This is a genomic window from Oligoflexus tunisiensis, assembly GCF_001748245.1.
Classification (GTDB): Bacteria; Bdellovibrionota_B; Oligoflexia; order Oligoflexales; family Oligoflexaceae; genus Oligoflexus; species Oligoflexus tunisiensis.
Genome location: NZ_BDFO01000001.1, coordinates 4,029,996 through 4,054,232, shown reverse-complemented (window position 1 = coordinate 4,054,232; position 24,237 = coordinate 4,029,996). Strand labels below are relative to the sequence as shown.

The 24,237-nt window shown below is 47.7% G+C and carries 22 protein-coding genes; 8 read left to right on the top strand and 14 right to left on the bottom strand.

The annotated features are described in order from the left end of the window. Nucleotides 1-235: 235 nt before the first annotated feature. A complete protein-coding gene (locus OLTU_RS16925; RefSeq protein ID WP_141733945.1) occupies nt 236-610 on the bottom strand; it encodes a hypothetical protein in 375 nt (124 codons plus the stop codon). 552 nt (nt 611-1,162) lie between these two features. Here OLTU_RS16925 and OLTU_RS16920 point away from each other — a divergent pair. Together OLTU_RS16920 and OLTU_RS16915 are read left to right on the top strand one after the other, a co-directional pair. Continuing rightward, complete coding sequence (locus OLTU_RS16920; protein WP_141733944.1) at nt 1,163-1,531, top strand: hypothetical protein; 369 nt, start codon at nt 1,163-1,165, stop codon at nt 1,529-1,531. 23 nt (nt 1,532-1,554) lie between these two features. Next, entirely contained in the window at nt 1,555-3,276 is a 1,722-nt protein-coding gene (locus tag OLTU_RS16915; RefSeq protein ID WP_141733943.1) for a S8 family serine peptidase, read from the top strand. 138 nt (nt 3,277-3,414) lie between these two features. Here OLTU_RS16915 and tnpC read toward each other — a convergent pair whose 3' ends face one another. The 6 genes from tnpC to OLTU_RS16885 form a co-directional block, all read right to left on the bottom strand. Further along, complete coding sequence (tnpC, locus tag OLTU_RS16910) at nt 3,415-4,974, bottom strand: IS66 family transposase (protein WP_141733942.1); 1,560 nt, start codon at nt 4,972-4,974, stop codon at nt 3,415-3,417. 26 nt (nt 4,975-5,000) lie between these two features. Next, nucleotides 5,001-5,360 carry an IS66 family insertion sequence element accessory protein TnpB gene (tnpB, locus tag OLTU_RS33215; RefSeq protein WP_141733941.1) on the bottom strand — a complete coding sequence of 120 codons (360 nt, stop codon included), beginning with the start codon at nt 5,358-5,360 and terminating at the stop codon, nt 5,001-5,003. Further along, entirely contained in the window at nt 5,357-5,644 is a 288-nt protein-coding gene (tnpA, locus tag OLTU_RS16900) for an IS66 family insertion sequence element accessory protein TnpA (RefSeq protein WP_141733940.1), read from the bottom strand. The genes tnpB and tnpA overlap by 4 nt, the downstream gene beginning before the upstream one ends. 478 nt (nt 5,645-6,122) lie before the next feature. Beyond that, entirely contained in the window at nt 6,123-6,365 is a 243-nt protein-coding gene (locus OLTU_RS16895) for a hypothetical protein (protein WP_141733939.1), read from the bottom strand. A 7-nt stretch (nt 6,366-6,372) separates the two neighbouring features. Beyond that, nucleotides 6,373-10,035 carry an RHS repeat domain-containing protein gene (locus tag OLTU_RS16890; protein ID WP_141733938.1) on the bottom strand — a complete coding sequence of 1,221 codons (3,663 nt, stop codon included), beginning with the start codon at nt 10,033-10,035 and terminating at the stop codon, nt 6,373-6,375. A gap of 1,775 nt (nt 10,036-11,810) precedes the next feature. Next, the gene (locus OLTU_RS16885; protein ID WP_141733937.1) at nt 11,811-12,176 is read right to left on the bottom strand and encodes a hypothetical protein; all 366 of its coding nucleotides are present in this window, start codon (nt 12,174-12,176) and stop codon (nt 11,811-11,813) included. Between the two features lie 24 nt (nt 12,177-12,200). Here OLTU_RS16885 and OLTU_RS33210 point away from each other — a divergent pair, with 24 nt between their 5' ends. Further along, nucleotides 12,201-12,431 (top strand): helix-turn-helix domain-containing protein, encoded by a 231-nt coding sequence (locus OLTU_RS33210; RefSeq protein ID WP_141733936.1) that lies wholly within the window; start codon nt 12,201-12,203, stop codon nt 12,429-12,431. A gap of 272 nt (nt 12,432-12,703) precedes the next feature. Here the strand turns inward: OLTU_RS33210 and OLTU_RS16875 are convergent, their stop codons facing one another. Genes OLTU_RS16875 through OLTU_RS16865 form a run of 3 tightly spaced genes read right to left on the bottom strand, consistent with a single transcriptional unit; the run spans nt 12,704 to nt 14,522 of the window. Next, a complete protein-coding gene (locus tag OLTU_RS16875) occupies nt 12,704-13,516 on the bottom strand; it encodes a hypothetical protein (RefSeq protein ID WP_141733935.1) in 813 nt (270 codons plus the stop codon). A gap of 12 nt (nt 13,517-13,528) precedes the next feature. Beyond that, entirely contained in the window at nt 13,529-13,816 is a 288-nt protein-coding gene (locus OLTU_RS16870) for a hypothetical protein (RefSeq protein ID WP_141733934.1), read from the bottom strand. A 10-nt stretch (nt 13,817-13,826) separates the two neighbouring features. Beyond that, nucleotides 13,827-14,522: a hypothetical protein gene (locus OLTU_RS16865; RefSeq protein ID WP_141733933.1), complete on the bottom strand. Its 696-nt coding sequence runs from the start codon at nt 14,520-14,522 to the stop codon at nt 13,827-13,829. A gap of 976 nt (nt 14,523-15,498) precedes the next feature. Between OLTU_RS16865 and OLTU_RS16860 the strand changes: the two genes are divergently transcribed. Together OLTU_RS16860 and OLTU_RS16855 are read left to right on the top strand one after the other, a co-directional pair. Continuing rightward, on the top strand, nt 15,499-16,545 hold the full coding sequence (locus tag OLTU_RS16860) for a hypothetical protein (RefSeq protein ID WP_141733932.1): 1,047 nt from the start codon (nt 15,499-15,501) through the stop codon (nt 16,543-16,545). 37 nt (nt 16,546-16,582) lie between these two features. After that, nucleotides 16,583-17,872 carry a DUF2135 domain-containing protein gene (locus OLTU_RS16855; protein WP_141736809.1) on the top strand — a complete coding sequence of 430 codons (1,290 nt, stop codon included), beginning with the start codon at nt 16,583-16,585 and terminating at the stop codon, nt 17,870-17,872. 362 nt (nt 17,873-18,234) lie between these two features. On the opposite strand, the gene OLTU_RS32920 is transcribed toward OLTU_RS16855, so the two are convergent. Together OLTU_RS32920 and OLTU_RS16850 are read right to left on the bottom strand one after the other, a co-directional pair. Beyond that, nucleotides 18,235-18,357 carry a hypothetical protein gene (locus OLTU_RS32920; protein ID WP_281181237.1) on the bottom strand — a complete coding sequence of 41 codons (123 nt, stop codon included), beginning with the start codon at nt 18,355-18,357 and terminating at the stop codon, nt 18,235-18,237. Nucleotides 18,358-18,438: 81 nt separating this feature from the next. Next, on the bottom strand, nt 18,439-19,086 hold the full coding sequence (locus tag OLTU_RS16850; protein ID WP_141736808.1) for an IS5 family transposase: 648 nt from the start codon (nt 19,084-19,086) through the stop codon (nt 18,439-18,441). Between the two features lie 163 nt (nt 19,087-19,249). Between OLTU_RS16850 and OLTU_RS16845 the strand changes: the two genes are divergently transcribed. Continuing rightward, entirely contained in the window at nt 19,250-20,701 is a 1,452-nt protein-coding gene (locus tag OLTU_RS16845) for a serine hydrolase domain-containing protein (RefSeq protein ID WP_141733931.1), read from the top strand. Between the two features lie 253 nt (nt 20,702-20,954). On the opposite strand, the gene OLTU_RS16840 is transcribed toward OLTU_RS16845, so the two are convergent. Together OLTU_RS16840 and OLTU_RS16835 are read right to left on the bottom strand one after the other, a co-directional pair. Further along, nucleotides 20,955-21,308, bottom strand: coding sequence for a hypothetical protein (locus OLTU_RS16840; protein WP_141733930.1), 354 nt, complete (start codon nt 21,306-21,308; stop codon nt 20,955-20,957). A gap of 254 nt (nt 21,309-21,562) precedes the next feature. After that, nucleotides 21,563-22,495, bottom strand: a complete 933-nt coding sequence (locus tag OLTU_RS16835; protein WP_141733929.1) for a hypothetical protein — start codon at nt 22,493-22,495, stop codon at nt 21,563-21,565. A gap of 257 nt (nt 22,496-22,752) precedes the next feature. On the opposite strand from OLTU_RS16835, the gene OLTU_RS16830 reads away from it, so the two are divergent. Continuing rightward, entirely contained in the window at nt 22,753-23,199 is a 447-nt protein-coding gene (locus tag OLTU_RS16830) for a hypothetical protein (protein ID WP_141733928.1), read from the top strand. 413 nt (nt 23,200-23,612) lie between these two features. Then, nucleotides 23,613-23,966: a hypothetical protein gene (locus OLTU_RS16825; RefSeq protein WP_141733927.1), complete on the top strand. Its 354-nt coding sequence runs from the start codon at nt 23,613-23,615 to the stop codon at nt 23,964-23,966. Nucleotides 23,967-24,237 lie beyond the last annotated feature (271 nt).

Sequence of the window (24,237 nt, the reverse complement as noted above, 5' to 3'; positions counted from 1 at the left end):
CTTGAGGGGAATGGATGTGCAACAGGCCAGCATGAACACAACCGAGGGGACGAACGTCTCCAATTACGCATGCGGCACGCCCCAGCGTACTCCTCTGTTCGGGGAGGATTCTGCTGCGTCTATAGCATTGGTGAATTTCAGCAGGTTCTTTTGAAAAGGGGCTGCAATACCCGCCCTGGCTCCGGGTGTGAATACACCCGGCAAATTAAAGGCCGGTCAGGCGTAAAAAATCCTCTTAAGGTCTGTAGATAGTGACTTCGATTCCTATACCCATGGTGGTCACCTTCTCAAGAACTCCGGAATCAAATCCGATGCTGGTGTAGGGAGCGTTCCCAAAATCCTCAGGTTCCACGGCTAGATCGAGAGTGGCCCGAAAGCCCAAGCCGATAGCGTCCTTGATTTCATTGGCAAGCAGGCTGACGCCACTCAATATTTCTGCCCGGTGATTTTCGGGGTCAGAGTCCCCTGCGATTGTACAGGCAAACCAGTTCGCGTCCTTTCTTAGTCCGGTAAAAGCGCCTTTTCTGAGGCGCTCAATTCTTTCGCCAATATTGATTAGGTCGCCCAGTTTTTCATCTGAATCACAAGTCATGCGTAGTACGGTATACATTCAGTCAAACCCTACTTCAAGGACACTCGGATTTTCAATACTCCATTGATAGGTCAAACCAAGGTAAGCAATAATTGAAGAAAACCATAAAACATTTCTATTATCATATTTTCCAAATATTTCCATCATCATCGCTGCCGTCGTCGTCTATCTGATAAGCTGTAAAGCCAACTTCAACTCCAAGGCTGGCAAGCTGCTTCAGAGCTTCAGACGTAAAACTTAGATTGCACTGGTCAGAGTAAGCCACATTAATTTGAAGATGTGACTCTGAGGCCCCATTTTTTAGTGCGCTCGTGACATGCGAATGCACTCAAAAACCATATGGCCGCTATAGCCATGGCAAAGGCCTCTGGGAGAAAAGTGAAAGTTATCTATGATGCGGCTATAGATCTATCAATCTACTCAACTCAAGTCTCCGAGATATGGCCCGCTGACAAGTGTGCGAACGTTGCTCAGATTGTGGTTCTGAACTGAGATCTGCTTGGTTTTGGTAAATTATGGAGCGTTATATTTTGCGCAACGCACCGAAAGAAAAATCAGTGGAGAATCTTAATGATTAAGCTGTCCCGTACTGTTTTTGAAGCATTGATTCTAGGAAGTCTTTTGACAACACCCTTATCTATATACGGTGCTCAGCTCACCCAGACAGGTTCGAAAATAACGCGCATCATCACACTGACCCAGACATACCCCATAACAGCTGCGAGAGGAACAACTCTGATATATTCCAGCGCCGGCTTCGGAAACGATTGTGATGCGGTGGCAATTAGTCCGCTCGACAAAGAAACATTGTCTGCGGCTCTCATGGCAGCCGCCGCTGGCAAGTCAGTTACGTTTAACTATGACCCTCAGCTTCGTCCCTCTTGGACAGGTATTTACTGCAACCTGAATGCATTTGAAGTGATTAATTTGAATCCCTGATATTAAGACAAGGAAAGAATTTTATGGGTTTGAAGCAAGTAGTAGTCGGATACAGTATCGGGCTTGTATCTATAGCAGTCTTGGGTTGGCTATTGCATTCAGAGTCCAAGCAGGAAAAATCCGCTAGCCTATATAATACTATTAAGGAACCTGAGAGATCTGTTAACGAAGTGAAGGAACCCGAGAGATCTGTTAACGAAGTGCAAAATCCTATATTGGAACCCGTGAAAACTGAGATTACAGAATCGGAAAAAACACCTGAAGTGAACGGATTGTCAAAATTCTTTGAAGAAGAAGAGTTCGATGGGAAGATCTATCTTGACGTGAAAGATACAGCCCCGCTTATAAAAAAGAGGGACCCAATAGTTATTGTGAATTCTCGTGTCTTTAAGATCTCTGCAGATTATAGATACAGCGCGGACAGGGACGAAATTACAATTGTAAGGCTTAAAGATAACTCATCTGAAGCTGCAAAAAAGCAGTTATCGGACCTTGGTATACAGTTTCATTCATATTTGAACGTTAATGCTTTTTATGTCACTGGAATAACCAAGGAAAATATTGAGGAGCTGTATGGTTCAGGGCTTGTAGATGGAATTGTGCCATTAAATGCAAGGGATAAAATCTCTCCTGAAGTCTGGAGTAGGGGCCCAATTGCGCAAGCAAACGGAAAATATTCTGTAGCAACATTTATGAGCGATCAAGATAAGCAAGTTGTATCGAACGCAATTACTCAAGCCGGAGGCAAGATTACGCAGACAACGGACGATTCGATTGTCGCGGATTTTGCTCGTCTCGAAGATATAGCTGAGATTGCGAAACATCCGTTTGTATATGCTCTTCAATCCGGGCCTACACCACCAACAGTCAACAACAATGTCGATTCAGCCGCAGCATCTCAAGTTACAGCAGGCAATCGTGCTGCATGGGGTGTAAATGGAACAGGAATAACGGTGGCCATATGGGATGGTGGGCGAGTCGATACTTGTCATACGGATTTTGGAGCGCGGGTATCACTTATAGAAAATCCTATGGCATGTGATCTCACCACCTATAATCCTAACAACTATGATGACCATGCGACGCATGTTGCTGGAACTATCGGGGGTAGTGGAGCAGGAAATGCGAATGCAATGGGGTTATCTCCTGGAGTAATTATTCGCTCGTTCAATTTTAATGGTGATGTCTTCACTGAGATTGCCAATGACAAGGCTAATCATACTTTATCGAACCATTCCTGGGGAAGGATAGACGGTTGGGACTTTCGCGATCATGACAACAGTGCCGCCACTCCGAATTGCTGGCATTACTACGGAAATAATTTTGGTCAATATCTAAACGACTCAAGACAGCTCGATAAGCTTTCACTAGGGTATCAGCTTCTAGTTTGGGCTGCCGGAAATGATCATAACGACATTCCACCACAAGCCCCGGCAGGGGTTCCGCTTCCACCTCGTCCTGCGAATCTATGTGCAGCCGATAACTGGCCAACTCTTGCTGCTGACCCAAATTTGGCAGGGGTAAATGGTTTTACTACGATTGGGCCGCTAGCTGGGGCTAAAAATATCATTACTGTTGGCAGTATCGTACCTCCAAATGCAATAAGCGCATTCAGCAGTCGTGGTCCAACATTGGATGGTCGAATTAAACCTGATATTGTTGCAGATGGAGACAATACTACTTCAACAGTGCCAGACAATAGTAAGCGCCTCATGAATCCACGTCTGGAAACCAATCCCGCCTGATCGTATCCTGCCTCATCACCCGCAGTCGGTGATCATAATAGAGTGGATTAAAAGACGCCAGATTTCGCCCTTTGGTAAAAATGCAAAATCCGTGCGTGACGAGGCCTCAGGGCAGCACGTTTCAGGCGGGTTTTTCGATCACTTTTTTGATGGATTGTACGGCCTGAGCGGGTAGTGATGCGCAGCACGATGCGGCAGAAGCATTTCCAGCTGAGCGAGGTTTTTTGCGGCTGGCAGCTCTTTGAAAATAAGGTTCAAGTAATCAAACGGATCGATGCGATTGGCCTTGGCACTTTCGACAAGTGAATACAGGTTGGCACTCGCATTCGCTCCCGCCTGCACCGCAGCAAAAAGCCAGGCTTTCCTGCCAAGTGTAAACGGTCGAATATGGGCTTCCATAAAATTATTGTCGATAGGCAGTCGACCGTCACGTGCGAATGCCGCAAGATTTTCCCAATTGGATAGCGCATAATTCACAGCTTTTCCTATTGGCGAGTTGGGAGGAACGGCGTTCCTTTGCACCTCAAGCCACTCCAAAAATCTATGGAGAACAGGCACTGACTCACTCTGTCTCGCACTCAATTTTTCATCTGCAGCCTTATCCTTGATGCGTTCCTCAACGCCATAAAGCCGTTTAATAAAAGCGAGGGCATCAGATGCCAGCGGTCTTTCTGCTTTCGGGTCCGCCCTCTTCGCAAACTTTTCAGCTTCCCAGAAACGCCTGCGTGCATGCGCAAAGCATCCCGAGATGTTATAGTTCAAGATATTTTGCAGGCTCTCATAGACTTTATAGGCGTCTGCAACAAGATAGCCGTTGAAGTCTCTGAGCAGATCGGCGGCGGCCCTTTTGCTTCTATTGTCGTAATATCGATAAAGAATAATGGGTTCCGGTCCTGAGCGTGCCAGGCACCACATGTAGCTCTTGCTTTCCGGAGTCTTGTTTGGTTCGCGGAGCACCTGCAAATGAGTCTCATCAGCGTGAATGACTGGCGATGCGATGAGATCATCATGAAGCAAAGAAACGAGAGGAGCTGCAAGCTCTGCTGCTTTGATCATCCAGCGAGCCATGGTTGTCCGATCCAGTTCGATGGATGCGCGCTCAAAAATGCGTTCCTGTCTGGAAAGCGGAAGCCCATCAACATATTTTTGCGTCGCGATATAAGCCAACAGGCCAGGTGTCGCAAAGCTTTTGGGAATTGGATCTAAAGGCTTTTCCGCGGAAAAGATCTTCACGTCTTCACAACACGGGCATTTGTAGCGAGGTGTGATCAATTGAACAACATATGCCTTGGCTGGCTCAACTTCGAGTTTTTCAACGGTCTCGTCGCCAATTTTAACGAGAGCCACTTGATGGATGGAGCAGGATTTCTCATTATCCGGCAAATCCATAATCTTCTGCACGCGCGGAAGATGATCCGGGAGCGGCCTTCTCTTGCCTCGGAGCTTTTTTTCAGGTTCGGAAGTCTGCTCTTGTTTTATCTCTTGAACCAGGTCCGATTCCGCGGTCTCAAGTATTTCCTCCGGCTCGTTGAACAAAAGACGCATTCCTTCAGGGTCTGCAATGAATCGTTCCTTCCTGCTGCCGAAGAGATACGTAGCCAAGCGATTATATTTTATCGTGAGACCGGCAATAATTTCGAGAAGCTCTTCTTCAGAGCGTCCCGAGTATTTTGATTTTATGGTTTCAGTCGAATTCATGGTGCGAACATCAGTAGCACAAGATCTTACTGAATGCTCGTGAAATTTAGCGGTTGGTGCATTTTTATTTTCTCAATGTCGATTCCCTGAAGGAGCCACTTGAGCTGCCTTTGGGAGATTTGCATTTTCCCTCCCTCAACCTTGCGAGGCCACTTGAATTTTTCCTTTTCCAAAGCCTTGCTCCAGAGCGCGAATCCCGTCAAATCCCAGTACAAAAGCCGTATGGAAGATTTCCTCTTATTGGTAAAAACAAACAGTGTCCGCGAATCCAGCGGTTCCTCTCCAAAAGCCTCTTTCACCACCGCTGCCAATCCATAAGCCTGCTTTCTGAAATCCACTGGTTTTACTGAGAGGAGCAAACGGGAAAAATTCCCTACGTCTTTCATAGCGGCACCTCGATCACCGCTCCGTAGGACGTCGTGATTCTAAAAAATTTCCTGGATGGTGACGAATTTTTCACAGCGGGTACCGTCACTACTGGATCAATGGAATCAACTTCGATAAAGCCTTCTGTATCAGGCTCTCTGTCTTTCGCCGCAACCATTTCTTTCCAATGCCGAAGTGAGGAAATTGATATTCCATGCTTCTTGCAAAATTCCTTGCGGGTCATTTCGCTTGATTCCCACTCTTTGAGAATTGCGCGACGTTCCTTCATTGTCCACCTCTTCATTCATTCTCCTTATGAATGGATTGTGATCGAAAAAGACCATATAGTGGCCGTCCTGTGAAAGCTTTTCTCCCGTTGACTTTTGTACTTTTACCAAGCTCCACACGGAGGCGTTCGATATTTTACTCTATTATGATCACCGACTGCGGGTGATGAGGCAGGATACGATCAGGCGGGATTGGTTTCCAGACGTGGATTCATGAGGCGCTTACCCTTTATCTACTCAAGGATCAGAAAAGCACAAAGCCTCTTTGGCATTTTGATGAGCAGGTAGAGGCGGTGGTGGGCTGGTATTTGAAGGGTTTTTCGACGACGTCGACAGCTATCGATAAGCTAAGCGACAGAAGTAGTCGTACGGCAGCCAAAAGGGGCCGCGTTGCTTACCTCATTAATAGAAGAAAAAATCCATACAGGCCTTTATGCTTAATGGGGGTCTAATTCAAATTAGCAATATGTGCGCGCGGTACAATACATATCAATATCATTCGTCCAATAGAATAAGTTTCTTAATTCTTTCGTGAAGACTTGGATCAACATTCGCTTCATTATACAAACATATCGACAGTTCCTTCTCTTTTTCAAAGTCGGATACATGACCGTGATTATCTTCAGGTTTTTGAATAAGATGTTCAAGCGTATCTCTCAGTTCGCGAGCCTCATCCATTGTCAGGCAGAGCGTAATGTTGTTAACAATTTTATCTGCATCATTGTCTAGAATTCTCATGTAAACCTCAGTTGGGTGGAACATTTTTAGGATAAATTGGACCTGACTTATGCCATGTACCGTTGATAATTTCTTCCACATGGGAATGTGGATTATTATGTGGTTGTGGTCTTTTTATGTCAAACCGAACCTTTTTCAGTCCATCCTTCGACATTAATACGATGTCGCCTGCTTTATTCCTAATAAGCTTTCCCCCGGGGCCGATGTATTTTAGAATAGCATCAGCGGCTGGGGTTATAGCACGTGAAGCGGTAGCAACTCCGAGTGCTTCACCAGCACACATTACCGCGGCGCCACCGACTATGCCTGCAGCAGCACCAATTGCGACTCCTTCTGGAGCTGGCTCAATCGCTCCCTGCGGCGCAGGCCAAAACGCTGGATCATCAGGGCGAAGCCCATCAGGATCGATGAAATTTACAGGATCGTTGTTGGAATAAGCATACAAATTCCAACCGCCATCAAACGTAATGGGGTCCTTGTTCAGCCAGCGTCCTATAGACGGGTCATAGTCCCTCGCACCGAACCGGAGAAGTCCTGTTGTCGAATCATAAAGACCACCGGCAAACCCAAAAGGCTGAAAGCCAGGGTTGGTATCCTCCAATACTTTACCCCACGTATCAAAGGTCATCTTCTGGACAACTTCATTGTTCCGCGTATCAACAATGAATATAGGGCTCCCCAAATGATCATGGATGACGCGGTAAGTAATGCCGTTTTTCACAATAAGATCAGGGCTGTTATATTTAGTGCCATATATGAATGTCGCGCGAACAGATCCGTCTTCGTTCAATTGAGCGATAGGCTTGAGTTTATCCTGGTAAATGAATGCATCTGTAAACGCGTTGGAAACCTTGCGCTGTATCCTGCGATCCAATCCGTCCACAACATATTCAACGACTGCTCCGTTTTCCTGTCTAACTTGCAGGAGGTTTCCAAGATTGTCGTAGAGATAGTCGATACTTTCCTCGCTGATCCTATGAGTCTTTTTCGTCAAAAATCCATTGCGGCTATATGTAAACATCCATTCGGAATTGGAAATTAGCCGATCATGTTCATCATACACCTCGTTGCCGCCGCTGGTAAAACGATTCCCATTGGCATCATAGGAGAAAGCGCTTGTCACTACTCCGTCAGTTGTCTCAGAGAGTAGTTGGCCAATTGAATCAAATGTAAATGTCTTGTTAGTCGTAACTCCATCTGCCACCCTGCTGATGCCTATAATGCGACCAAGGCCATCTCTTGTGTAGTTGGATTCTAGAAAATCGACCCCTCCCAATGTGTTCAATTCTGTGACTGATTCGCCAAAGGAATTGTACGTAAATTTTGCACGTACACTTCTTACTTTCGTTGATGTGATAAAACCTGTTGAGGGAGAACGTACTACTGACAAGTTATTTACAACTGCCACTTCCCCTTCCGGGGTAAATTGATAATCTGCAACAGGCTGCCCGTTAACTGAAACGCTGGCGATGCGATCATGAGATCCCCAGGTGAAACCAACCGTTCCGTTTACACTTCCTGACCACTCATACTTGGTCGGGTAACGGCCTATATATTGGAAACTAAGCAAATCGTTATTCTGTGACTGAATGGAAGCGATCTGTCCCCGGTAGTTGTAATTATATGTTTTGAGAATATTTGGCCCGCTTACAGACGATAGTCGACCGTAAGAGTCATAACTATAATTTAATAGTGATAGATCAGGATGAATAACGCGCGTAAGTTCGTCATCAGCGGAGTAAGACCAGTTCCATTGGGTAGTTGCTCCTGCGACTATAGGCTCAAGGTTGGTGACAGGTAGATCCTTTTTGTCAAAAGTGTACCTATACAATTGCTCATTTGGTGGAAGAAGCCAATTGAGATTGCCATTGCGATCGTAATGGAAAGTTATAACTTTTGAATTGGGCAGCGTAATCGTTTTCAGGCGATCTGCTAGCGTATAGGTATACTTGGTTACCTGCCCTAGGGCATCGGTGTACGATGCGACAAGGCCTCTGGCATTGTACTTATATGATGATACTCTTGTAGATCGCTTTACCTTTGATATCCTTCCCCTTGGGTCGTAAATGAATCTCCACGGGGCCTTGTTACCGATCCGGAGCGAACTCGTGAGACCTAGTGAGTTGAAGGATTCTGTTATGGTTCTGCCGGAAGGAGTCGTTGTAAGAAGGGTGTTTGTCGACCTAGTATAGGTTTTTCTGAAAAGTCCCAAACCTTCCTTTTCGACTTCTGTCTGGAAACTTTCAAGTGAAAGCGGGTCACCTGGGTCGGATTGAATATAGCTTCTATTATAGACAGTATTCGAGGTTTGAGGAATATGTACGGTGCTTTTGGTTAAGTAAAATCGCTCTGCGAAACGTGGATCAGCTTTGTATTCCATGCGATAGCTGGTTCCAGTTGTGTCTACGAAATCCTTCACATAACCATCAGGCGATACAGTAAGTTGCTCTCTGCTTCCATCAGGATATGTATTCGTCATCGACGATGCGCTAGTCTCATAAATTGTCATTCGCCCAAGAGGAGAGCTAAAGAAAGTCCTGGAAGTATGGCTTCCATTGGATGGATTTATTTCGGAGTAAAAGGTGATGTCCTTTACGTTACCCTTGAAATCCGTAGCGCTTACCAAGTAACCGCTACTGTCATAAGAATAGGACTTCGTTCTCCCCTTGGCATTAGTGAAAGTTGCCATAAGTCCAGTTTGTGAACCAGAATGATATGTAAATTGAGTTGTTTCGCTCCTTGGATTAGTTATGGATGCGATGTAACCCGATGGGTCCAATGAAATTGTTGTGACTCGCCCATAGGGGCTTGTTATGCCTGAGAAGCGGCCCGACCCATCTCTTTGGATAGTTGTACTATTTCCAGCTCTATCCTGAATGGACAGGAGCAGACCTGCCGAATCGTGAGAAAAGGTATATATCTTCGCTCCTGTCAGACTATCATATGTTGCGAGGTGCAGTCCGTTCTCGTCAAATTGGTAGATTTCGCTTGTATCAATTGAAGGAACATTGATCACGCCTTGAGCGTTAGGAACATAGGTTGCCGTGGATTTGGGATCTTCAATTGGTGTGCGCGCCCCCATGCCTAGGAACAACATCTTCGTGCTTTTATCGAATTGGTGATAGGCACTGAGGCTCCAGCCTCCTAGACCAAAGCGATCCAGTTGATCTGATCTGCCAATGTAGGCGGGAATCTTGCGATAGAGTTGAACATTTGATTGGCCCATAGGTCCACGTTCCATATGGAATGTTACCGTCGCTTCTCCAAGCTGCGTTCCATTTAATGGGTTGCCATTACTATCAGTCCCATCCCATTCAAACGTCGGGGAAAGCGATTGCAAAAGGCTTGGCGCATTAATGTCATATGATTTTGTAAGTGATCGACCGCCGACGGAAAGAGTCGCGTCAATTTTTATGATCTTTCCATACATATCAGGCAGGTCTGTGGGGGCGATAAAAAGTCCGAGGTTTGAGTTAGCAGGAGCTGAACCAGCGGTTTCCCGTGATGCGTAATGCAATGAAAAGTCAGTTCCAACGACGGGTATGGTTTGAGCTACTGATCGATCGCGACAGTCAATGTGAGATCCGGTCTGTGCTGAGCTTAGCGAGCCACTGGAGCAAGTTCCTTTGGGCTGGGGATCCAAGGATACTTCTATCTTTGGATCAATCATGTTAGACGAAGCGAGACAATCGATGGATTTGATGTCCCAATGATCGCCATTAAAAATTGCGGATGGCTCACTATTCGCTTTCTGAAAGTAGTCTTGCGCATAGCTGTTTAAATCATCAGTAGTGAAAATCTTAGGGCTCGCATTATCGAAATAATCCTGAAGTTCATAGCAAAAATAAGAATTTTGAATACTGCCTTGTTCAGAAATTGAATTTGAGAATCCGCAGTGGATCGTTCCTTCACCTGCCGGATTACCCCTATTGGAAAATGTGTAGTTGACTACACACGAAGCTTGGGAAAGCTGGCAATTCGAGAATTCAGAGTAGTCCTTTGGCCCAATACTTGATCATATGTGAGTTCTGTCGAAACACTTCCGTTAAGTGCAAAATTCAATCCTAGGTCGCATGTCTGAGCCCAAGCGATTGAGTTCCCGAAAGTTAATAAAGCAATCAATTTAATTGCAAATAGGCGAGCGGCTAACATGCGGTACTCTCCGAGTTTTGCGGTATTTATTCTCTTATCGGAAAAACGATGACCTTGGATTCCTTACACAAAGTATCTTTTGTGGAAAATCGTTGTGCTTTCAGGAAAGTAAAGTTTTCTTAACGCTGGAATTGAGCTGTTAAATTTGACGCAAGCATTCCAGGATTTGTCTGGCTCAGAGCGGAGCAAATAAGTTTTGAAAGAAGAGCCAGGAGTGACCGTGAACTCGGTATTCTTGAATGGATGTTGGACTTTCCCTGGAATTGAAGCAGAACAGCAGGCTTTGAATCAATCCACTGGCAAGGTGGTATCTGAGAATAGGTCGATATGCACCGAAGGTTCACTTTGGTTAGCGGTTGGACCCGGAAGGGAATTCTGTACGAGAGAGCGTCAGGGGTGAGCCATTCGCGTGTCTGTATTCGATGGACGAATGCATGGTCAAGCAGCAGGACAACGAAACGTGGAAGCCTGAGGGGTATGTCGCCATCCCCAAGGCGGCGAGGCCGTCCTCTCGCTCGCTGATCCCCCGCTCCAGGTTCCCGAAGGAACTTCGCGGCCGGAAGGAATGTGTTCAGGTTTGATTTTCCCGAAACCCGTCCTGAAAACCATACCCGCACAACGGTATCTTTCAGCGTGTGATGAACTGAAAGCAGGTTCGACTTCTCTATTCTTCTGAAGGACGAGAAAAAAACGAGGCCCACATGGCATTTTGATTACCAGGTGGAAGAGGCGGTCAATCTGCACTCTGAGCGATACTATGACGAGATCGATGCAAACTGCGCCAAGTAGGTGACAACAGAAGGTGAGGTTCACACTGATCACAAAAAAAGGGACCACAGTACTGCGATCCCTTCGATCTGACTCAATCAAGCGGTCCCGGCAAGTCTCCTGCGAATCTGGACTGATACCAGCGACATTACGCGCTTGGAATCTCTTCTGGTTGACCAAATTCGGAGTTATCTGCAGCCGACTTCGTCAGTCTTGCCGCTGTTATCATTGCAAGTCATTTTCCAGTTGCCGTTCGGGTCACAGCTTCGTGATCTTCCAAAAGCATCTCGGTTGGTTACTCTACCTGCTGATCCACCTAGGCTGGGTGCCTTATGCTTATATTGGCAGCTACGAGATTCAGGTGCAGTGTCAACTGGTGTGGGAGCCGGTGTGTTTGTGCCCTTTGTTATCATCCAGCTGAAGCTCTTAAACTGAATGTTCTGTGCTTCTGCCATAGAGAATGCGTAGAGGCGGTCACGGCAATTGGCGAAGTCAAAGTCGTTCACCTGAATTTGTGGCGAAATGTCAGTGGCTTCTGTACCAGCCCGGGATATGGATGATGTCGGAAAACACTACGGGTTTGTCGCCGCACCACACCATGACGTGGGCCTGACTGGTTTTTCTCACGTGGCCAAGGTCGGTTTTGACTCTGAAAACAGCTTTTGCGATAAGGAGGCGTCTTCCCGGTAGCTCAAGCTCAGAGTCCTCTTTCGGACTCAGTGTTGCTTGAACGGTCAAGCTCGCCTCTCCCTGCTCGCGGTTTGGTCCCTGGCCACCAGTGGTATGAATTGAAAGTGGGTCAACAGGTTTTCCATATATATCTTCCCCGAAAGGATAGAGGCCCGTATATGGCTGAGTTGTGGTGATAATGATGAAGGGGCGGAAATCCATCGGAACCTCTCTTTTGAGGCATGTATGCACCCAGGTACCTTGCTTAAAGCGGTCCGCGAGGACCGTGGCTATTCGCTACGAAAAGTTGCCAGAAAGTCCGGTTATTCGCCAAGCTACATATCCGATATTGAGTCCGGAAGACGGCTGCCACGAGTCTTTGCTCTGGAGTGCATCTTGGCAGCACTTGCAGCTCCTGACAAAAAGCGGGAGGTCTTCTCGTTATACCGTGAGGCGAAGCTTGCAGTTATCTGCTAAAGCCTATCGCCCGCTGCTTCCGTCTCCATTACTCTATTACATTCACTAGCTGTGAGTGACGGAGACAGGATGCGACAAAGCGGGAATGGATCCCATTCGCCGGTTTAAGAGACTCACAGAAGAACGTGTCTAAGAACTTGAGGACGATCAACAACGATTTAAAAGTGTGGTTCTCATGGTGACCTCCAAGACTACGGCAGCAAAAGACCAATTGAGGAATATTCAGCCCCCCGAGACGGGGAACTTATGTAGCAGAAAAAAGAGGAAAAAACCTAATTCATCAGGAAGAAACCGATCGGGTTCGGCGGGATCCCAGGCTGGGACAAGTGCTTGAGCGCCTCGTCGATGCTGCCGATCTCGCAATGGGGAATAGTCCGAGTGGGAGGTTGGTTCTTGACCTTGGTTAAGTAACTTAGAGCCCTCTCACGCAGCTGTTTCGCTTCGGCCGAGTTGCTATCCGCACGAACCTTTTGCACGACACGGTTGGAAAGGTCAAGGTTCTCGTATGCCCAGTGAGAATAATAGTATTCCCCCAGGAGGCACTGGACGTAGGACATGTCCTTTGAGTTCGGGAATTCCTTTTCGAAGTCCCGCACATAGGCTTCCCAGCGATCCAGGTGCCAGAGGATATGGCTGACCAGGACGAGCAGCATTTCTTCCCGGTAGCGGGAGGTCTTAAATAGTTCTACATGGCGCTTCGCGTAGTCATTGGAATACTCGTAGAGCTCGGTGGAGTAAACGAAGATTTTTTTCCTCTTCTCGAGCTTCAGCTTATCGAACTTCTGAATGTTGAGTTTCTCGATTTGAGCCAACTGTCCCTTTTTCTGAAGGGGTGTGAAGACCTTGTCGGAATACTCGAAAAGGCACTCGAGCGTGACATTCTCCCCTATATAAAGACAGCGGTCGAGGTTGTGATCCACTGTCCTGTCCGCAAGGCATCGGCTGGCCAAAAGGGAAGCTTCGCAGTACTTCTTGCGTTTCTGAAGATCTACGAGTCTATCCAAATCCCGCTTTTCGAACGCGAGAGCCTCTCCTGCTAAGATCAGGAGGGAAACAATCAGCAGCCAGGCGAGCCTTGCATTCATGGCCTTTGCCCTTTACGGATCATACTCAAGGTGGCAGTGCAGCCCAGTGCCCCGGCCATGGATCTTCATCTCATATCCTGAACCCAACCCGGGCGCCACTTTAGCACAAGCATCGGAGATTTTATCACTCCAGTCGGAGTAGGACAATGATCCTCGGATGGGCACGATATCGCAGGCATCACCGGTCTGATGCTTGCTGCTGGGTTCGCTCGATCGCAGCGCGGCATTATACTTCGGGTTGCGCCAGGTTCCGTTCAGTTTCAACGCATGCCCATATGCTATCCTGGCCGTATTGAGCATCCTAAAGGATTTATTTTCCTTTGGGAATCGCGTGTGTCTCGAAAAACACCGTGCACTGGCCCTGAATGCAGCGGGTATGATGTTCGCGAGGAGGAGATTCTCCAGCCTCGCAGTAGGAAGAGCCAAGTCCTGGGGAGCGGAGTTCACAGTATGTGGTGGCCTTCACTCCACTTCGGTCAAGCGCCTCATCGCGCAGACGCACATTGTAGGCCACGGTCTCATCAAAACAGGCGCGCTCCTTGTCGAATCTTGAGTGTTCCGCGCAATCGAAATCGCTCATGCAGCTTCCGTCGAGGCTGCGAGCTTTTTCGTGCAGATCATGATTCTCTGCCACTGCAGACGCACAGCTCTGCTCAAGGGTTTCACCTATCTTGACTTCATACCGATTGCGGATGGCCCTCCCGGAATAGCGGCTGCGCTCATCGCTGAAGATAAAGGCTCGGGCAGCGGCGGCATGGGAACCGACGCTCTGAAACGCATCGATAAACTGAAACTTGTCGAGGTCGGAAGTGACTGAACCGTACCTCGGGACACCGCGGAAGGGAACGGCAAGGATATAAGTGGCATCCTTATCGAGCTCATGAATTTGGCAAACGTCTTCCAGTATTTGAACTCCACCGGTATCAGCTGCATCATTGGAGGCCGGTGTACAAGTCAACTCAAGATCCATCACGACTATGGGCTCATACGGGGGTGAGCACACCAAAGACATCTCCCGAAGGCACGAGGATTCAGGAACTGTCTCAATTGGAGGGGAATCACTAACCACCCTCGGGCTGTCTTTGCAGCTCGAAAGAAAGATGCTGATGATAAGAAAATTAAACAATGAAGCAGCGCCCCATCGTCTTTGCCATCTTGAATTCAATCGGTAACTCCTGCATTTAACTATTCTTCCTGCAAGGTTCATTCCCCTTCTAAACTGCGGGAAATATTCCACAGCGCCTGTCGAATGCGTGGACATGCTTGCAATTTTAGGTCAGCTTCCTACAGGCAACGGCTGAATTCTTACCCGAATCTTCAAGGGCAAACCTCTTGTCATTACCTCTCTTGACTTGATTGAAGGGATTTCTGCATCACCTGAACGTCCGGGAAGGCCATGCTTTCACCTCCGATGACGCCCCTTTATATGAATCACTGCTGAACCTGAACCTGCACTCGGGGAAAGGACCCGAGAATGATCATGCCCTGTTCGCCCAACTCCAGTTTCATTGACTGACGGCTCTATGCGAGGCGCAGACCTGAGAGGCTTGATATTACCCCACTAGGAAGGGCTTCATGAGCATATAAAAGCCCATGGCGCGCTCCACTATGTTTTTGAAAGCTCGCGCCGGATCCCTCACCTTTTGAGTGATTCATCTCCAGTCAGTGACCAGCCGGCACACAGTTCCTCTGCTCGCATATCGAACTAAGTCTATGGACTTCAAAGCCTAATTCAGGACAGAAATTTTGGCCAAAAGTTTGCAAATAAACTGAGCAAAAAAGCCTTTATTTCTCAACCTGACGAGCCCTGTTTCCCCGATCGCGACAGTCGAAAGCACTCAATCGAGCGGGCAGTACTTGCCATCATGCAACTGAAGGGAGCGACATGACATAATTCGAAGCGACTCGGCATGTTGCCTGCTACAATTCCCAAGAGGAGTTCCCTTTCCGTACCGACACAGATTCCTTCAACAGGAGAAGGTATGATTCTGACGAAAGTCAAAGCGGCATCTATTCTAGCGGCAGTCGCGCTTACGGCTGCCTGCACCAATTCGAATGGAAGCCAAGGATCCAGTGATAACGCGAAGTCAGGCCGAAACAAATCCAAGCCAGCGCATCAGCAGCTGGCGCTCGCGTCTGGCCCTGCATTTCAGTCCCCCCAGGCCTGCGTCGACCTCCTCGGCGCAAAGACGATCGTGGCTGGCAAAGTCTGCACCGCAGTCGAGAACGATACTTTGAAAGTCGTATACTCGACTCTGAATGGTTGGACTTTGGAGGACATGCATTTTTGGGTGGGAACGGACCTTTTGAAATTGCCGGCAACAAAGAAGGGAAACCCGATTCCAGGCCAGTTTCCTTACAAGCAAGCGGCGCCTTCTGGCGCTACGAGTAGCGAATTCATCGTGCCACTGGCCAGCCTTGGCATTGATCCCGCGTCCTGCAGCGACACGGTGCTCCATGCTGTGGCCCACGCCGATATTTATAAAAAGCTTGCTAAAGGCAGTCAGCGTGAAGGCGCTTACGGAGCCGGTCCGCGCATCCTGGACAAGGGCAACTGGGCGACCAGCTTCGACATCAATATCACCTGCGCTAACGATCCACGGGCTACTCTAGCGAATCTGGAAGCGTCAGGAAAGATTCCAAAGCTCGAACGGAGCGAGACCATCGCCGGCCCTGACAACGACAACAACGGCGTGCGAGATGATATCGATGCCATCATCATCAAGAAATATGAAACTGGTCCACAGCGCCAAGCTGTCCTTCAGCTGGCAAAGGCCATGCAAAAAACGCTTCTGACGGACCCATCCGATTCCCTCGCCGTCCAGACTGCCGCCAACACAGTGTCGCGCGCGATAGGCTGCGTCTTCGAGCAGTTTCTGACGAGCACTGCGGAAACTCCGGAACTCGTCGCGTCGCAAATCCGGTCCTACACGGCCAATACCAAACAGCGCCTGCAGGCCTTTTTGCAATACGACAAGGCAATGAACGGTAAGGTCATCTCGATACCAAGAGGTAAAGTCTGTGATTAATCTAAAGAAAGCACTTGGAGTTATTGTTTCGTTGGCCATGACCATGGTCTATGCGGCCTCTTCTTACGCCCAATCAGAAGCTCCGGAGGACGCCTGCGTCAAGGCAGGCTACACTTTTGGCTTTTTCAATGGTGTTTTAACAACATCTTACGATGCGAACGTTGTGCAATACCGCCTGATAGCCATTCATGGCAAAAAGGGCCCTACGGGAGAAGAGATCAAATACGAGGTGTTTTACAACGCGACCAACGGCATAGAGGATTTTGTAGAGGTCTTCGCGCAGAGGCTTGAAGAACAAAACGGCATCCTAGAGGAACGATTCGAGCTGTTCTTCGAGGCTTTGACAGGCGATGGGCCTTGGTGGTCGAACATCATCGCGGCCATCCCAGAGGCAGCCGACATCCTGTCCGAATTCAGCGACTGGCAGCAGACCCAGGGTCTTGAATTGCTCGCGAGAGGATTTGCGGAGCTTTCCACGGCCGATATGTACGCAGATCATCGAGCACTCATCGATTCTGCAGCGATCGAAGGCCGGAAAATGCTTTTCGTGGCGCACTCGCAGGGCAATTTGTTTGTCAATAAAGCCTATTCTTACGCTGTCTCGAAAACATCGGCTGCGGCCGTCAAGGTGGTCCATATCGCGCCCGCGTCGCGGACACTCAGTGGTGAATATACGCTCGCGGACAAGGATATCGTCATCAATTTCGCGCTCAGGCTGGATGGTGACGTGGAGTGGGCCAATGCACAGATACCTGGCTATCTTCTGCGACCAGCAGGCCTGAATGGGCAGAAGGACTTCCTTGGACACGGCATCCAGGAGATTTACATAAACCCTGCTTTGGCCATCTCTTCGCGGGTGAAGGGGCAGATTGATGCCGCGCTCGCCTCGCTCCTTCCGCCGCCCAAGCAAAATGAAAACGAATCCATCGCGTTTTTTACGGCTACCCTGACTTGGGATGGCAGCGGGGATGCCGACCTGCACGCATTTGAGCCGGGCGGTTTCCACGTTTATTACGCAGCCAGGGCTGGTGCCTCGGGCTATCTTGATGTCGACAACACAGCCGGCTTTGGCCCCGAGCATTACTACGCAACGTGCGACGCAGCCACGCTTCGTACCGGGACTTACCGCATCTCAGTCGCAAACTGGGGTCGGGCCGATGGTCGCACTGCGACCGTCCTCATCGAGTCCAACAAGGATGGAGTCCTGGCCACGAAGTCACTCACGCTGGGGGGCAGTACGGGCAGTACTCCTACGCATCATTTCTTTGACGTCATCGTTAGCAGGGATGAGGAAACCGGAATCTTCTCGGCTTCGGTAGGCCCATGAAGTACTCCTCTAGCTGCCGCTAAATAGGCAGTTGGGCCAGGTCCTTCACCGAATCGACTCCAAGGTGAGTCCAAGGTGAAGCCTGGCCCTTGCTTTTTTTCGGATTCCACCCGCTTCCCCGGGGCTGCTTCTTTTAATATATTTCATTCCAATCATGTTGGACTGAATTGAGAAGTTTAGATCTGCATGCAGGAATTTCTAAGCTTTTTTGTAGTTTACAGAATTAACAATTAGAGATCATAGATGTCGTCGTTGATGCCGATAATGAAGAGATTGAAATATCCCCAATAGTCACGAATCGGAATTAGTTTATGATAAGTTGCAAATTTTTGTGCATTCTGGCTCTCGTTCCGTTGGCCATATCATGTAGCGGAAAGCGTGAAAATGAAACGACTTATCCACTGAATGCGAGTCAGGTTGAAAGAATCAGCTGGGGTGGGCTTGAATTGAATTTCGGCGAGATAGAAGAAATCGACGTCGTTCATGACACAACCATTCATTCTTCGCATGGGGCTCCGATTGAAGGGGAGACTCATAAATATAAATCAGCAAAGTTGACTAAAAGCCTATCCGAAAACCCCGGCAATACGAAGCGCTGTTAGTGCGAAGCTTATGTGCAGCAATGCTTCGTAGTTGCAGGCCTTCTTCTCCCACCTTACTTTGAGGCCGCGAAACTGATTCGCCCACGAGTGAATATGCATTCGTTTGCGAAGCCGATTCCTTGGGCGTCGGTACTTTCTCTTTTTTAGAGTTTTTTGAACAATCTGAGCGTCATGGATGTTCGCACCTGCTATTTCGCAAGACAACGGGACACCACGTCCGTCGACCAGGATGGAGCGTTTGCTGCCAAGCTTGCCTCGATCTGTCGGATTGCGACCAGTTTTTTCTCCACCGAGCGGTGCTTTGACAGTCGCTGTATCAAGTAACTGATGCTTCCAGGATGTCCCGCGAAGTTCTTCATATTCGGTCAGGGCCAGCTTCCATATGCGCTCGAAAATACCGAGCTCGACCCATTCCTGAAAGTAGTCATGAATGGTACTGCTGGCTCCAAACACCCGTGGTATAGCGTTCCATTGGCATCCTGTCCTCATCTTGTAAAAGATAGCGTCAGCCACTGGTTTTAACTTTTGCAGTCTTGGTCTGCCCCCTTTTCGAGTAGTGCGTGGACGGGCAGGAAGGAGCGATTCCATTTGGATCCAAAGTTGTTCAGGCATTCGGTACCGATCAAAACTTCTCACCACGACAACCTCAAAAGCCTACAAATTCAGCAGGTGGAGATGGTCAAGAATACCGACTTATACTACAATATCAATAAGTTTCGAATACGCTCTGTGACGATATGTTTCGCCTGATCTGTAATAACGAAAGGATGAATCAATGTACCTTCGTTTTTTGATATTCTCTGGGCTTCTTGCTCATTCGCCAATTAACGCCAAGCCCATCGAGCCAAAGACAGCTTCGTTACAGTTACGAGCACAAAAGCTGCTTGGGTTTTGTAACACGTCAGACATGAACGGCCTTACACAGACATTCAGAGATCAGGTTTCCGCCAAGATATTGAAGGATATTCCTGCTGAAGTTATGTCTGATTATATGCTTCGGCAATGTCTGGATCATGGTGGTTTTGAGATCAAGAATGTACAGAATACCTCTCCCAAATCACTAACAGCCACGCTAGTTGGAAAGAAAACCCGTGTTGAGCTAGAACTTTATCTGAGCCAAGACAGCAAAGGCAAACTTGAAATGCCGTCGCTGGACCCGATGCCTCTGCAAGGATGGAAAATTCCAGCGGATCTAAGCGATGCAGCCATTATCAAAGCAATCCAAAGCGACGTTGAACTTCTGAGCGACAGCGATCTTTTTTCAGGAATCGTCATGATCGCTCGCGATTCCGAGGTCATCATGTCCGAAGCACGAGGTTATGCTAACCGTGATCGAAAAACGAAAATTACAGGATCGACCCAGTTCACGCTAGCTTCTCTTTCCAAGATATTCACAGCTGTGGCTGCTGGACAGATGGTTGATCAGAAGAAGCTTTCTTTTGACGATAAAGTTAGCAGATTTTTTCCAGATTACCCGAACAAGACTGTGCGTGATCAGGTGACGGTTGGCATGTTGTTATCGCACTCGGCTGGGATGGGCGATATTTTAGATAAAAGACCACCCGCCATGCTCAAGGATGGATGGGCAAGGGCAGCTGCTTTTGTTCCATTAACGGCGCTGGATGAATTGGAATATACACCCGGCTCAAGACAGGGTTATAGCAATGCAGGCATAGCTTTGGCGGGGGCGATCGTCGAGAAGGTATCCGGCATCGACTATCCGCCGTATATTCGTAAACACATATTTGAAGCTAGCGGTATGATCGCAAGTGATCCCAACAATGTCCCGTTCAAAGGGCCTCAATTAATAACACCTTACACACGTCGAGGAGACGATAACAAGCCGCATCAATGGAAAGTTGCGACTGCTGATCTCGGCAGTCCAGCGGGCGGAGCAATCTCGACAGCTGATGATCTTTTGAAGTTTGCCCAAAGCCTTCGCAATGGAAAACTTATCAGTAAGACAACATTTGATTTGATGAAAAAGACGCGTTTCGGCCCTGGCATTTCGTCTGGTTACGGATACGGCATGTCCACTGAAACGATCTACGGTCAAGAATGGATTGGACATAACGGTGGTTTCGATGGAGTCAGCACAGAGATTTCTTTGATGCCTAATGGGCCCTATACGCTGGTGATATTGGAGAATCGAGATCCGCCAGCATCCGAATGGCTGGGAACAAGAATCCGAACCATACTAAGCGCAAAGTTGAAGCAGGGTCGCTAGAGGGGTTGCGTCTTGCTTCACTTCTTTCAGTTAGCTGAGGTTTTCGGATAGGCTGTAAGAGAACCTCTTTATTTTGAGGCGCTTCCGGGGTGACTTGCGATAAGGCCAGTGGCCATGGGCTTTTCAAGGAATTTTTATTTCAGCGCGGAAGCGCTGAGTATATAGCATCTCGGATAGTCTCTTCGATCCCAGGATAGGCTCTGGCTGCGATGAATGCATACTGGAACTGGGTCAGCAGGGGCTATTGAAATTGTTATACATCGCGAACCCCCTTTCTATAAAATCCGATTCTGTATGTTCCAACCCTATTAAAATGGATAAAATTTTCGAAGTTTATGTTTGTAAGGACGATTTCATGATTTTCAGTTAGTCTTTGCACTTCATTAACTGCATCCAGAGTTGAAATTTCTCTGCTCTCATGTCTGTCTACAACTAGAAAAATTGTGCCATCTTTGAAGTTTGCCTTTATTATTTCATCTGCAGTTCTGGTTTCAAATAAGCTGCCGACGCCTATATACCTGTATTCCGATTCTTCTCCTTCCTTATTAATCCAGACCACTTGGCGTAATTTCCTTCCGCATACAATGAATATGTTCTTGGAATCCATAAAGTTTAGCATCTCTTCCATTCACTTAAGAATATCGTGGGTGACTCTGTCCCTCAAAAGTTTAAACATAACAGTTTTAAGGATCGTCCGCTGCTTCCGTTTGACTATTCATCTTATTACTCTTCAGGGATCGGCTTCAAGTTGAAAGGTCAGCAGCAACTAATGCCACAGCACATCTTAGAGCATGACAAATCCTGCTGGCATCGCTGCGTTATTTTGATTGATATCTAGAGAACTGAGAAACGGGATGATTCTCAAAAGCCCCAAGCTCTTCGGCTTTGCTTTTTGCCCTGTTCTTCGTATTCGCAGGTCGCCACAATATTTTCGTCAAGAATGTCATTTTGAGAATTAAGAACCCGCACTTTGATACCTTCGATCTCAGGCGTTATCTCAACACGCTGATCGAAAAATCCTTGATAGCGTGAGATACTGCAGGTCTCCGTCAAGACAATTTCGTCCCGACTGTGGTTGCGCATAACGTCAACCATGCCGGGCAATGGCCGAAGGTTGGTTATTTCACAGGAATAGCGATAGCGAACCCCAGTATCGTCCGGATGCGTAGCGTCATAACCATCTTCAATCCGCTGTTGATATTCCACCTCAATAGGCAGCTGGGAGAAGTGCAGCGTACGAGCAGTAAATTCAAAATTTTGCGTCGCGAGGGACATAAATCCTCTGTCAGGCACGCCTCGTGGGACTTCTATGGTCTCTGGGGTAGCTGATTGCGTTTGGATCACAGCTTTGCCGACCTGTGTTTTGGCGTTCCAAGAAAGGTCAAATTGAGTGGCTTGATCGTCCGGGAAAGTTAGACGACATATGCTGTCCGAAAGTTTCTCGACAGGATAGTTTTCCACCAGTATTTCCGAAAACAAGTTCGAATGACATGAGACACCAAAGTCACGAAGTCGATTGTGAAGGCTGCCATCGTTTACAGGCCTTTGCTCATTGAGGGAGGGTTCCCACTGCTCCTGCGGTTGGAACAAAATTTCCTTTGGCATGACAACACGCAAATGCGCGCGTATGGGAAAGTCTACATCGGGCAGCGCGACCGTGGCACGACAGGTTTTGACCTGAGCAGTCTGCCAGTCACGACAGTGTTCGCTTTCACAAAGAAATCCACAACCTGTCGTGTAAATTATGCCTTGTAGAATAATAGAAGTGGCCGCCAAAATATGCCTTGATGTCATTATTAGGCCTCCGGTCACTCAGGAATATCGTTACTTTATCGGGATTCAGAACTTGAAACTCAACTTCAAATTGAAATGGGTCTACGGGGTCGGCATGTTATTGGATAGCTGCCACATCAGGCTTTAGTGTTAACAGCCTATCCGAAACCCCTGCAGTGCGACCTGAGGAACGAGTGCTTGGGGTTCTTCTGGATCGATGACTTCAAGGCATGTTAAGATTAGGCAGGTTGCCCTTGGTCTGTGGATATGGAGGAGTGATGAGGAGCCTGAATATTCTCGTGTATGGTTTGATTTTTGTTTCAGGCTGTGGGAAGGATTCTGAATCCAGTACCAGCCCTCCCATTATAAATGCAGCCTGTATTTCAAATCCTCCTGCAGAGGCTTCAGAAGGCCAGGATGTAGTCTATTATTGCAAGGAGTATGAGGCGGTCCGAAGTGACGATTATAAGGCTCAAGGTCAATGCAGGCTAACCGACGTTCTGCGTGGTTACTCGGCCGAGTGGCGGCCCAATGAGTCCTGCCCTGTGCAAAACCTTCTTGGGAAGTGCCGGCTTACCGATGATGGATACCCATTAACGACGTTCTATTATTCGTTTCCCGAAGGTCTTTCCAGCTGGCCCAATACAGTTTCAACTGCTGAAGAGCATTGCATAAACGAGGATGAGTTCTCCAGAAAGCCAGCCGGGAACTGGATTACCACCTGATTTTGTCAGCTATTGAAGATATATCATGAGCACTTCATGTATAGCCATGAGAGTTAATTGAGGCTCTGGCGTGTAGACTCCTATTTAAATTAATGAGCAGAGCGCGATAGGCTCTCAACAAATCCTATGTGTCAACCGGAATCGTATGAAGAGTATTCGCATTCATGCGAGCAGCAGATTCCCTCGTCTTTCATGTGCCGGGAGTTATCCTTCAAAAAGCCTGATCAGAGGCTTTGGGCGGAAGTTACCGTTCCGGCGGGTTCGATAATATATGAAGGCGTCGCTGCACCGCAGTACTTGAAAGCTGTAGGATCTAGTTTCGACGTCGGGCAGCTATTGGGTGGTGGCAGTCAAGTTTACATCAACGAATTCATTGATAAGCAAAAATGGTCCTTCAAGTCAGGGGATTTTTGATGGCTAGAATCGAAGATGTTGAAGATTGGTTTAAGTCGATAGAAAAATCTTGCTTCGGATTGGTTTTGCCAAACGGTTGGTTCGGCAGACCCTATGATAATCAGCATGTCATTAACGAATTTCGGGTTAGTGACAATGAGATCTATTTTAGATTCGATGATTTTCGTGAAGTAACGGTTTTAAATCCTAAATTTTTTATGGTCGAAAAGGATGAATCCGGACGAACCAATCTGAGAATTGGTGACTTCAAAAATATGGAATTTAAATGGGTTCCGTATGGTGAAGAGGAGAAAAAGCCTAACATCTCGAACTTTGCGTCTGGAGAGATGATTTTGATAGGGTATTATATCTGAGGTACGGGGTTCATTTAGAATTGCTTCTAGCGAGTGATACGGTCAAAACAATAACCCCAAGGATGGTAATTTGGCGCCTGTTCTGACTTATGAAGAATTCTGAGAACAGATATCAAGCGTTTTGGCTCTTGAGGTCTGGTCTTGTTCAAATTGTGAATGCGCCTTACAGCCAAATCGTGGGATGAAAGTTACAGAGGTGTTTATGAACAAGGCAGACAATAGCACTGACCAGATAGTTTCTCCGCAAACCAAGGTGTTCCATGAAAATGAA

Coding starts and splice junctions, on each gene's coding strand:
- OLTU_RS16925 (WP_141733945.1), bottom strand. CDS start 610: ATGTATACCGTACTACGCATGACTTGTGATTCAGATGAAAAACTGGGC.
- OLTU_RS16920 (WP_141733944.1), top strand. CDS start 1,163: ATGATTAAGCTGTCCCGTACTGTTTTTGAAGCATTGATTCTAGGAAGT.
- OLTU_RS16915 (WP_141733943.1), top strand. CDS start 1,555: ATGGGTTTGAAGCAAGTAGTAGTCGGATACAGTATCGGGCTTGTATCT.
- tnpC (WP_141733942.1), bottom strand. CDS start 4,974: ATGAATTCGACTGAAACCATAAAATCAAAATACTCGGGACGCTCTGAA.
- tnpB (WP_141733941.1), bottom strand. CDS start 5,360: ATGAAAGACGTAGGGAATTTTTCCCGTTTGCTCCTCTCAGTAAAACCA.
- tnpA (WP_141733940.1), bottom strand. CDS start 5,644: ATGAAGAGGTGGACAATGAAGGAACGTCGCGCAATTCTCAAAGAGTGG.
- OLTU_RS16895 (WP_141733939.1), bottom strand. CDS start 6,365: ATGAGAATTCTAGACAATGATGCAGATAAAATTGTTAACAACATTACG.
- OLTU_RS16890 (WP_141733938.1), bottom strand. CDS start 10,035: ATGATTGATCCAAAGATAGAAGTATCCTTGGATCCCCAGCCCAAAGGA.
- OLTU_RS16885 (WP_141733937.1), bottom strand. CDS start 12,176: ATGGATTTCCGCCCCTTCATCATTATCACCACAACTCAGCCATATACG.
- OLTU_RS33210 (WP_141733936.1), top strand. CDS start 12,201: ATGCACCCAGGTACCTTGCTTAAAGCGGTCCGCGAGGACCGTGGCTAT.
- OLTU_RS16875 (WP_141733935.1), bottom strand. CDS start 13,516: ATGAATGCAAGGCTCGCCTGGCTGCTGATTGTTTCCCTCCTGATCTTA.
- OLTU_RS16870 (WP_141733934.1), bottom strand. CDS start 13,816: ATGCTCAATACGGCCAGGATAGCATATGGGCATGCGTTGAAACTGAAC.
- OLTU_RS16860 (WP_141733932.1), top strand. CDS start 15,499: ATGATTCTGACGAAAGTCAAAGCGGCATCTATTCTAGCGGCAGTCGCG.
- OLTU_RS16855 (WP_141736809.1), top strand. CDS start 16,583: ATGACCATGGTCTATGCGGCCTCTTCTTACGCCCAATCAGAAGCTCCG.
- OLTU_RS32920 (WP_281181237.1), bottom strand. CDS start 18,357: ATGAACGACGTCGATTTCTTCTATCTCGCCGAAATTCAATTCAAGCCC.
- OLTU_RS16850 (WP_141736808.1), bottom strand. CDS start 19,086: ATGCCTGAACAACTTTGGATCCAAATGGAATCGCTCCTTCCTGCCCGT.
- OLTU_RS16845 (WP_141733931.1), top strand. CDS start 19,250: ATGTACCTTCGTTTTTTGATATTCTCTGGGCTTCTTGCTCATTCGCCA.
- OLTU_RS16840 (WP_141733930.1), bottom strand. CDS start 21,308: ATGGATTCCAAGAACATATTCATTGTATGCGGAAGGAAATTACGCCAA.
- OLTU_RS16835 (WP_141733929.1), bottom strand. CDS start 22,495: ATGACATCAAGGCATATTTTGGCGGCCACTTCTATTATTCTACAAGGC.
- OLTU_RS16830 (WP_141733928.1), top strand. CDS start 22,753: ATGAGGAGCCTGAATATTCTCGTGTATGGTTTGATTTTTGTTTCAGGC.
- OLTU_RS16825 (WP_141733927.1), top strand. CDS start 23,613: ATGGCTAGAATCGAAGATGTTGAAGATTGGTTTAAGTCGATAGAAAAA.